This is a genomic window from Vibrio sp. RE86 (genome assembly GCF_013114545.1).
Taxonomy (GTDB): domain Bacteria; phylum Pseudomonadota; class Gammaproteobacteria; order Enterobacterales; family Vibrionaceae; genus Vibrio.
The window spans coordinates 1-7,608 of sequence record NZ_VTXI01000038.1 but is presented as its reverse complement, the minus strand read 5'-3'; the positions used below and the strand labels follow the sequence as shown (position 1 = coordinate 7,608).

The 7,608-nt window shown below is 39.5% G+C and carries 6 protein-coding genes; 1 reads left to right on the top strand and 5 read right to left on the bottom strand.

Annotation, left to right across the window (positions count from 1 at the left end; all coding sequences use genetic code 11):
• Positions 1 to 723 precede the first annotated feature (723 nt).
• The gene (locus F0231_RS20395; RefSeq protein WP_171761509.1) at positions 724 to 1,197 is read left to right on the top strand and encodes a hypothetical protein; all 474 of its coding nucleotides are present in this window, start codon (positions 724 to 726) and stop codon (positions 1,195 to 1,197) included.
• Positions 1,198 to 1,369: 172 nt separating this feature from the next.
• On the opposite strand, the gene F0231_RS20390 is transcribed toward F0231_RS20395, so the two are convergent.
• From F0231_RS20390 to F0231_RS20370, 5 genes are all read right to left on the bottom strand, one after another.
• Positions 1,370 to 1,816 (bottom strand): N-acetyltransferase, encoded by a 447-nt coding sequence (locus F0231_RS20390; protein WP_171761508.1) that lies wholly within the window; start codon positions 1,814 to 1,816, stop codon positions 1,370 to 1,372.
• A gap of 584 nt (positions 1,817 to 2,400) precedes the next feature.
• On the bottom strand, positions 2,401 to 2,907 hold the full coding sequence (locus tag F0231_RS20385) for a hypothetical protein (protein WP_171761507.1): 507 nt from the start codon (positions 2,905 to 2,907) through the stop codon (positions 2,401 to 2,403).
• 686 nt (positions 2,908 to 3,593) lie between these two features.
• Positions 3,594 to 4,556, bottom strand: coding sequence for a DUF2971 domain-containing protein (locus F0231_RS20380; RefSeq protein ID WP_216612379.1), 963 nt, complete (start codon positions 4,554 to 4,556; stop codon positions 3,594 to 3,596).
• 101 nt (positions 4,557 to 4,657) lie between these two features.
• Positions 4,658 to 5,260, bottom strand: a complete 603-nt coding sequence (locus F0231_RS20375; RefSeq protein ID WP_171761506.1) for a hypothetical protein — start codon at positions 5,258 to 5,260, stop codon at positions 4,658 to 4,660.
• Positions 5,261 to 6,723: 1,463 nt separating this feature from the next.
• A complete protein-coding gene (locus tag F0231_RS20370) occupies positions 6,724 to 7,410 on the bottom strand; it encodes a hypothetical protein (protein WP_171761505.1) in 687 nt (228 codons plus the stop codon).
• Between the last annotated feature and the right edge of the window lie 198 nt (positions 7,411 to 7,608).

The following is a 7,608-nucleotide window of genomic DNA, read 5'->3' as shown; positions in this document are numbered from 1 at the left end:
AACATTGTGCCATAAAACACTAAACTTAACCTAGAATGCAGATCGACAAGCGTTGTGAATCTGCTTAAATTGTTTGTTATGTTTTACCACAAGTGACTGACTTAATTGAGAAAGAACTGCTGATTTAGATTCGTTTTCTAAACCAAACCACAAGGCAGATACAAGCTTGGCTACCAAAGGCGACCAACCTAAAACAAGTATGAACACTTCCCTGCCCAATGAGGCAACCCGACAAAGCACCAACAAACACCCTAGTCTCTTCTCACAACAGCGCCAAACAATGGTTAGTTGCCGAGACTACTGCCAAGGTAGGATGCTGCTTGGGAAAGAACTTCAAAGCGACTTTAAGCCAAAGGAACTAAAACCTAGCCTGCTCGACCTGCGAATGAAGCAACCCACGAACCTTGGCATGTTTTACGGTCTAAGAGATTCAAGAACTTAGGCAGACAATACTGATTTGCTGAGTCTACTAGGGACAAACTGCCTGATGGAGAAAGAACTTGAGCCTAAGATATTTAAGCCATTGAAATACAAGTAAACATAACGCCGCATTAAGGTGTGAGTAACGCAACCACGAAACCCAACCTTACCACCGTAAACACTAAACTCAATAATGAAATGAAAAATGCCAAGCGTTAGGAATCACTCTTAAATGCTTTGTTAGCTGTTGATTTATACAGTACAATTCACACCCTGTTCCAATACACTGCAGAACCAAAGAATATGTTTGATTATAAAAACTTAATCGAAACTCAAGCCGAGTTAACTAAGCTTCTAGAGCAACAATATGAACTAGAAAAGCAACTATCAGCCCTACACGCTCAACCTAAATTGACAGTTGAGAATGTATCGTTTAGTACGTCTTCAGGTGGTAAGTTTACTGTAAAAGTACTCGACCCAAGAAAACGTAATGCCAAAAACAACTGGAATGGTGAAAACATTTATTTCCCGTCATTCAGTATAGGACGGTTTGGTCACCGCAAAGCACAATACCTAGCCGAATTAACAAGGGATTATTTTCTTGTAGCACTGGGGCATACCTCTGATATTCATGGTATGCAAATTCATGATCAAGAAGTAATCACAAAAAACATCGAAGCATTTTGTCAAAGTAAACCGATGACAGATCACGCCCCAGATCAAGTAGTTGAAAAGCTTAAAACTCTATTTGAAAACATTGAATCAAACATCAAGTAACTAGAATAACAGCTGCGCTACTGTCGGAACTAATTTGGTAGCGCACCAACTGCTAACGCCGCATTAAGTGGTGAGCAACGCAGACCACCACACCTAAACTATTGTGCCGTAAACACTAAAACTGAAGCAAATCCAAAATGCCGAGCGTTGCGAATCCGTCTTAAATGCTTTGTTATGAGGCAACTTGAAGCGACAAAGAAAGGAAATTTTCATCACTTTCAGTTACTTTGTAACCAAGAGATTTGTAAAACCTTACCGCTGACTCATTTCTAGTAAAACTTGATAAGGTAACCGGACTACGGCCTTGCTCTCGCGCTATTTCGTGAACCATGCACATGACCCTTTCACCCAACTTTTGATTTTGAAACTCTGGAAACACAATGAGTAAATGTACATGAAGCGCATTGTCGTAAGGCTTAAAGCATAGCATTCCAACTTGACTGCCATTGAGATAAACCCAGTGAAACCAATGCGGCTCATAATCACTTTTCAAACGATTGACCTGAACTTTATCACACCAGCCAAAGACGGCATTAACATGCGAATAAAGTCCCTGTTTCACAACAGAAAATAGGCTTTCAAACTCTTCACTTTCTATTCGTTTTAAGTGTATATCCATAATGCCTCATAACGCCCAATTAAGTAGTGAGTAACGCTACCACTTAACCAGAACATTGTGCCCTAATCACTAAAGCTAATTCAAACCAAAAATGCCAAGCGTTACGAATCTGCTTAAATTGTTTGTTAGTTGCCTGCCCTAAGGCTTTGTTTGAAGCTTATTTCCACTTTGCCGACACTGTTCTGCCTTGTTTTGAAAAGCTCAAATCAGGCGCAGTTTCAAAGCGACTGTCATTGAAACCACTTGGGATTTACAACGCCGTAGAAAGCGGATTTTCAACACCAAAGAAAACTTTTGGAAAGGCTAACCAACAGAGCAGACTCTCAATGAGCGGTTTAGCTTCTGAAACAACAAGCCTAACCGAACACCAACCAAAGCACTATTTTAACGAACCCAATGAGTTAGAAGGCGAAGACGGAAACCTAGAAAAGACACACTGACAATAGCCTTAAACTTGCTGATTTAGCTACTTTTTCCTCATTGGCAACTAACGCCGCATTAAGGTGTGAGCGGCGCTTGGCTATACTTGAGCGAAGCGAAAACGCCAAGCGTTGCGAATCACTCTTAAATGCTTTGTTATATTGCTAGTTGAATAAGTCATTTAGAGCTTCAACAGACAATGCCCACCCTAGTTGACGTTGCGGCATTCTATTGATTTTTGCGGTAATTTCAGCAAGGTCGCAGCGTTCAAACCCACCATCCGCATACACAAAATCTTGGAATAACGACATTTTTTCATTCATATGCCCCACTAGTTTTCGGCTATCTGTTTTCGTAAAACGAATTGCTGCCGGAGCATTTTCAAACGAAGTAATAACTTCATTGGGGGCGTTTTCTAGCGCTAGCAGGTTCAGCAAACCACCTTTGAAAGCTTCGTCAAAATATTTAGATTCTGATTTCCTAAAACCAACTAGAATAAAAGACATCAAAGTCTTTTCTTCCATGAAAAATAGACACTTACGCCGCTCCTGCGTAAATGTGTGCATATACCAATTCCCCAAAACATGAGATTCACTCTCAACCTCGGACAGGTCATGGGCTTTGAAGCCAAGCAAATCTTGAGACTTCTTAGTACATCGTAATTGATACATGGTTGAAATTCTTCCTAATAATAAGAACTTACCTATAATTAGAGCATACTGATAGCTGATTGCAAGATAACGCCCAATTAAGTAGTGAGCAACACTGCCACCTACCTAGACCATTGTGCCGTAAACACTAAAGCTGATTCAAACCCAAAATGCCGAGCGTTGCGAATCTGCTTAAATTGTTTGTTAGTTGCCTGCCCTAAGGCTTTGTTTGAAGATTATTGCCACTTTGCCGATACTGTTCTGCCCTGTTTTGAAAAACTCAAATCAGTCGCAGTTTCTAAGCGACTGTCACTGAAACCACTTGGAACATACAACGCCGCAGAAAGCGGCCTTCAAACACCAAAGAAAGCTTTGGGGAAGACTAAGCAACAAAGCAGACTTTCAACGAGAGAATAAGCCTCTGAAACAAAAAATCTAAACCGAGAACAAACCAAAGAACGATTTCAACGAACCAAATAAGCTAGAAAGTGAAATGCAACAACTAGCAAAAAGTACACGAACATTAGCCCTAAACTTGCTGAATTAGCTACTTTTTCCTCATTGGCAACTAACGCCGCATTAAGGTGTGAGCAACGCTGCCACTGAGCTAAACCATACCACCTTAAACACAAAACCCAACGATGACATTAAAGATGCCAAGCGTTGGGAATCACTCTTAAATGCTTTGTTATGTTTTTCCGTTACAACTAAGCCTGGATGGGACTCATACGCTCTCTAAGAAGCTCACCATTTACCAGTTTTAATTGAAATAGATCTACATCATAACTTTTGTTTGATAATGAAGCGACTAAGTCTTCAATTGACTCTTTTGTTGCTCTTACACCAAAAGTTATCGACTTTAGGGACTCTTTCTTAAAAGGTACATCTGTAAACTTAGTATCACTTTGATGGGATACATCCATTTTTCTTTCCTTTGTCCTGAAGTCAAGAGTCGTTGTGATTTGACCAAAGTTCTCTGCGAACATAAACCTATATTCTTTTTCATAAGCCCATGATGTTCTTTTAGAGAAAATAATGTCTTCTATCATTTTGCTTCTAACTTCCTTTGTTTCACCAAAGAGCATCATATCAATAGGGTTAGATCTTGGATTTAGGTTTTCATGATACCTTACAAAGCCTTCCTCTAGATTTCTTGGTTTATCCTTATAGACGTCAGAAAACTCCAAGGCACAACCATAATGTTGGTCTCCATAGTGAGCCCACATCAAGTTGTTATTGTACTCAGTAGTAACACATATAATCCTAAATATATTAACCAACCCTTTGTTGACATATTCCCTATAGCCCTCTTGAGGGTTATCTGTAACCTGAAGCAGTTCTCTATAGTCAAGATTATCAAGAGAACCTTGGTTATGCATAAGCCTCAAAGTATCAATTAACATCCCAGTCACCTCACTAAAGTGATGGTAGTTATAAATCAGGCGTCCCTTTGCACAGTCAAGCAACATCTCATAGTAATATTTCTGTGCCATTTTATGTTGTTCTGTTGTAAACGGTGTAAATTGACACTCCTCTATATCATTGAATAAAAGAGGGCTAGACCAGCGCAATGTCTCATTCTCCAATACGATTTTTGCTGTATTTATGGTTGTATATTTATAAAAACTTATATTTTCTCTAATTCTTAATCCGTAGCCTGACGAAAACATAACGCCGCATTAAGGTGTGAGCGGCGCTTGGCTATACTTGAGCGAAGCGAAAATGCCAAGCGTTGAGAATCACTCTTAAATGCTTTGTTATGTGATTGTTGTCAATAGTTTCTTAGAAATGCTTCTTGGTTTTGTTTCGAAAATTTGGAGCTATAACTCTTCGCGTCAAACCCATCGAAACTTACTTTTACAGTTAGCTGCTCTAATACGATACTCTTATCAGATTGATTGCCTAATTGCGCATCTAAATAAGGTTGCTCACTTACTGATAATGAAAATGGCAATTCCATAAAGATAAATGAGTTAGGAGGAACAATCTGCTCATCAGTAATAAGGTAAGAGCTTTGGGCTCCTTTTAGTTGATACTTGCTTTCTAAGTCAATTAAAACTTCTGATGATTTCACTACAGCAGCAACCTTCCCTTTATTATGAATTATTACTCCTACTTTCACTGCCCATTCACCATATAGCCGCCTTAGTTGGACATTCTTAATTGGGACCAACGATAATTCAGGCTTATCTCTTTGAAGTGCATCAAATGCATAAGGAAGAGATAACGAAAAAATAGTTAAGATAGATACTATGGGTGAAAGCAATACAGCCCAATCAACTGCCCGCTGAGTCCAACCTTGAGGCTTTTTACATTGAGAGCAACGGTCTTCCCAGTCCTCCAAATGATTCCCACATGTTTTGCATTCTTTCATTTTGAAACGTCTACAACCGATTTAGTTATTGCATCCTATCACATAACGCCCAATTAAGTAGTGAGCAACGCCGCCACCTACCTAAAACATTGTGCCGTAAACACTGATGCTAATTCAAACCCAAAATGCCGAACGTTGCGAATCTGCTTAAATTGTTTGTTAGTTGCCTACCCAAAGCCTTGGACTTTAAGCTCATTGAGACTTTGCCAACACTGCCCATTCCTGATTTATGAGCTCAAATCAGGCGCAGTTTTAAAGCGACTGTCACTGAAACCACTTGGAATTCACCGCGCCTTAGAAAACGGACTTTAAACCCCAAAGAAAACTTTTTGAAAGACTAACCAACAAAGCATACTTTCAACAAGCAGTTTAGCTTCTGAAACAGAAAGTCCAACCGAGCACCAAACATAGGACTATTTTAACGAACCCCATAAGCTAGAAAATGAAGTGCAAACTAGCAAAACACATGCTGACATTAGCCCTAAACTTGCTATTTAGTTACTTTTTTCTTCATTGGCAACTAACGCCGCGTTAAGTAGTGAGCAGCGCAACCACTGAACAAAACCTCTGCGCCATAAACACTGAAGCCGATTCGAAGTGAAACCGCCAAGCGTTGCGAATCTGCCTTAAACGCTTTGTTAGGCAAGATTTCCGTGTGCCCATCAACTTGATTTGATACAGGATACCTTAAACATCATAAGCAACCAATTACCCACGGATTTTTTGTGATTCAAGAACTACCCAAGCCACTATGTTATAGCCGTTGTTCCAACAAACGCTGAATGCGAGATAACAACAACGACATTGCTTTTAGGATGTTGAGATTTAAAGCTGCGAACTATCAGCTTTCAAGGGAGTCCCGTTTACCTTGCCCTCTCAACACTTTGAGCCAGAGAAACTCACCGTACCTTGCCTAACGCCGCGTTGCGAATCTGTCTTAAACGCTTTGTTAGGTGATTGCAGAATGATGTTAACTACAAACCTCTGAGGACTACATACCAATAACAGATTAAGCAAATTATCGTGATTAGAAAACGTCCAAATTGATTAGCGGAGCTTTCTGCTTCATAGTCCATCGCTATCGTTCCAATCGGTAGGTCTCGGTCAAAAATAAAGCAGCCGATAGCATAAATTAGTATTACGGAACAAAGATGTGCAAAATCAATATGCTGATGATACAAATGCTTATAGAGTCCAGTTGAACACCAAGATACGACTAGAAAAACCACAATAAAAACTTTAGCGAAGTAAGACAATACTAGGCTAGGCCATATAATTTTGTTCATTTATATCCCCCTTTAAAGCTTTAGCCATTCTCAAACTTGTGTCTCTCCCTCTATTCACCTAACGCCGCGTTAAGTAGTGAGCGACGCCTGCACCTAACTTAAACCATTGCACTTTAAACACAAAACTCAATTTGACCTGAGAATGCCACGCGTTGCGAATCTGCCTTAAACGCTTTGTTATGTGGTTGGTAGCCAACTTAAGATTTCGCTTTTAAACACAAATGATAGGATAGAGACCACGCTTAACAGATATGGTGCCAACAAGTCTAAACTTTCTCTATATTTGAAGATTGACTCGATTTGATACTTTAGTTCAAACCATAACAAGATACAGTAGTGCTTTCTGTTCCATGAATCTGTTACTTTATAAAGATCAATATATTCCGTGTAATAGTAAGGACCTCTCTCTTCGTCAATATCCTCACTCCTATACGATAAAGTTCGCTTGAATAAACCTGAAACTTTGTAGGATGGTTCAGTTAAACCAGGCTCATCACCAACCCAAACCGAAATAGATTTAGAAAGTAAGCCTGAGATTTCGTCATCAAAACTATCATAGAAAAAAACTCTATGATCAGAGAGCATACGCTTAGTCCAAAATTCGTATAGTCTACTGTGATAATCTTGAGCGTAGGAATAATAACGTAGCGTCAGGAATACGATTGACAAGAGGAATAAATAGCTTAGCCCTATGTAGTTATTGAACTTTATTTTAAAAAGAAAGGTGTTTGCTTCTTCTAATGTTGCACCGCTCAAATTTAGTGCTAGAAAAGTCATACATGCCATCATTAGCATACGCCTTTTAGATTGAAACCCCTGATCAATATCTATCGAGGCGCGAAATTCTTTTAACTCTTCACTCATGCAAACTACCTACCATCTAATGCCACATAACGCCCAATTAAGTAGTGAGTAACGCTACCACCTAACCAGAACATTGTGCCCTAATCATTAAAGCTGATTCAAACCAAAAATGCCGAGCGTTACGAATCTGCTTAAATTGTTTGTTAGGCTAGTTCTGCCTCAAGTGCTTATAAGCTTTTTTGACCTGCTCATAGACAA